A 2,740-nucleotide genomic window follows, 5' to 3' on the forward strand; every position below is an offset into this window, starting at 1 on the left:
GAGGGCGCGCTCGATCAACGGGCGGTCGACTTCCGGCGCGAGCCGTGTCAGATCCGCCAGGAAAGCGGGTCTCAGTTCCTCAACCGTTTCCGAAGGGGTTTTCACCGGAAAGCCCCCTTACCTGGAGCTGGATCCTCTCCTCCCCGCGATAGACGTTGCGCGAGGCCGAGGCGGCGACATGCACGTCGCCGCGCTGCCCCTCGAGCCACCGAGCCTGTCCCGCCCACCCGAATCCGATGCACTCGCGCCGCGTGCGGCCGTCCGTGAGGTCGAACTTCAGGTGCTCGTCCTTGAGAACGCGCACGCCCCCGGAGACCGTTCCCTTCAGCGCGAGAACCGGTTCGTTGTTGCCGGCGCCGAAGGGCTCGAGCCGCTCGAGCCAGTCGAGGAAGTCGAGGTCCACCTCTTCAAGATCGGCACGCGCGTCGATCTCCTGGACCCTTTCGCCCTCGCTGGAGGAAATCCCCCGAGCCATTGCCGCGTCCAGGAACCGCTCGCGAAATCGCTCGAACGCGTCCGGCGCGAGGCTGAGCCCCACGGCGGCTCGGTGTCCGCCGAAGGTCAGAAGATCATCCGCGCAGAGCCGCACGAGGTCAAGCAGGTCCCACCGCCCCGCCGTCCGTCCCGATCCCCGCAGCGTCGCCCCGTCGCTCGCGAGGAGAATGGCCGGCACGCCGAAGCGATCGGCCATCCGCGCCGCCGCGATCCCCAGGACTCCGGGATGCCATCGATCCGACTGCAGAAGCAAGGGAGCCCCCGAGAGGCGCCGGGGATCCGCCTCCGCCATCTCCGTCGCCTCTCGCTCGACCCTGTCGAGGAGACGCCTTCGCTCCTGGTTGTGGCAGTCGAGCGCCATGGCCAGAGCCTGGCACCGCTCCTCGTCGTCGCACAGGAGCAGGGACAGGGCGACGGACGCCTCGCCGACCCTTCCCGCGGCGTTCAGGCGCGGCGCGAGCCTGTATCCCACGTCGGAGGAGCCGAGTCGCTCCGGAACGACACCCGCGACCTTCATGAGGGCACGCATCGCGGGGCGCGGGGCCCTCCGCAGGAGCGACAGGCCCGCGTGGGCGAGGATCCTGTTGTCCCCCTCGAGCCGGACGTTGTCGGCGATCGTGCCGAGGGCCACGAGATCAAGATACTCCCGAGGGGACGGCCATCCCTGCCCGCTCCCAGCTCCGGACCGCCAGAGGGCATCCAGTAGCCGGGCCACGATTCCCACCGCCGCGAGGTCAGGAAAGGGATAGGAGGAGTCCTCGCGCCAGGGATTCACCACCGCGTCTGCGCGGGGAAGGTCGCCTTCGATCTGGTGGTGATCGGCGACGATGACATCGATGCCCAGCGCGTTCGCCTTCGCGACCGCCTCGCGCGCGTTCGTCCCGCTGTCCGCGGCGATCAGCAGCCGCGCGCCGAGGGACTCGGCCTCCTCGACGATCTTAGGCGAAAGGCCGTACCCCTCCCCCAACCTCTCGGGAACCCGGGCGCGGACGTTCGCGCCCAGCCGCTCGAGGTACCGGCACATCAACGCGGTTGCGGTCAGGCCGTCGACGTCGTAGTCGCCGAACACAAAGATCGTCTCCCGGCGGTCAAGAGCCTTCCGCAGGCGCTCGATCGCCGGCGCGACGTCGGGAAGCAGGGCGGAATCGCTCAGATCTTCGAGCGCGGGAGCAAGGAAGGCCCGGACCTGCTCGTCGCTCGCGAGTCCGCGCGCCCGAAGCAGGCGTCGGACCAGGCGCGGCACCGGATCGGGCTCCGCCGGGCCCGGGGACTCAGCAGGTTCCTTGAGGACCCAACGCATCCTCGCGCCCCCCAAAGCCGTTCCGTCGCCCGTCGGTCCGCGCCGCCGACTTCTCTAGAGCTTTCGATCGATCGACGCCGCCTCGCGCAGCGCATCCAGGTGCTTGCGGACCGCGTCATTCCTGCGCTCCGCAAGGAGCTTTTGCGTGATTTCCTTTTCGAGGGCCTCGTTGTAGGGCACAGGCCCGGCGGGGAAGGCTTCTTCGATGCGGATGATGTGGAAGCCGAACTGAGTCTCGACAAGCCCGCTGACCTCGCCCGCCTTCAGGGAGAACGCGGCGTCCTCGAAAGGCTTGACCATGTCGCCGCGGCCGAATGTCCCCAGGTCGCCCCCCTGCTGGGAGGAAGGGCAATCGGACGACTCGCGGGCGACGGCCGCGAAGTCGGCTCCGCCTCGGACCTTCTCGAGAAGCCCCTGCGCCTTGGCGCGCGCGGCCTCCTTGGTCTCGGGCGCGGCGGCGTCGGCCTTCACGAGAATGTGCCGCGCGTGGATCCGTTCGGAACTCATGAACGTCTCCCTGTGGCTCTCGAAGTACTGTTGCGCCTCGACCGAGGTCACCATGATCGTGTCGGGGATCGTGTTCATGACGTAGTTGCGCACCGCCATGTCCCTGCGAAGGCGATCGCGGAAGTCCGCGGCCGTGATCCCCTGGAGGGATAGCGCCTTCTCGAAATCGCCCACAGACCGGAAGCGGGAGCTGAACTGCCCGATCGCTCCATCGATCTGCTCCTCGCTCGGGATGTGGCCGTTCTTCTGCGCGGCCTTGAAGAGGAGCTTCTGATCGACGAGGTTGTCCAGGGCCCTTCGCTGCAAAGCGCGCGGGGTCTGCCCCTCGAACTCCGGGATGCCGCTCTCCGTCCAGACGCGCACGACAGCGTCGACCTCGCCCAGAATGATCGACTCTCCGCCGACGGTCGCGACGACCATGGTCGAATCGCCCGTGAG

At 68.5% G+C, this 2,740-nt stretch carries 2 protein-coding genes; both read right to left on the reverse strand.

Going from position 1 to position 2,740, the window contains the following annotated elements; translation table 11 throughout:
* Positions 1-79: 79 nt before the first annotated feature.
* Positions 80-1,795, reverse strand: a complete 1,716-nt coding sequence (gene recJ, locus FJY88_13280; GenBank protein MBM3288299.1) for a single-stranded-DNA-specific exonuclease RecJ — start codon at positions 1,793-1,795, stop codon at positions 80-82.
* A 54-nt stretch (positions 1,796-1,849) separates the two neighbouring features.
* Positions 1,850-2,740: hypothetical protein (locus tag FJY88_13285; protein MBM3288300.1), on the reverse strand; the 891-nt coding region annotated here is incomplete at its 5' end.

It is taken from the genome of Candidatus Eisenbacteria bacterium (assembly GCA_016867495.1).
Lineage (GTDB): Bacteria > Eisenbacteria > RBG-16-71-46 > CAIMUX01 > VGJL01 > VGJL01.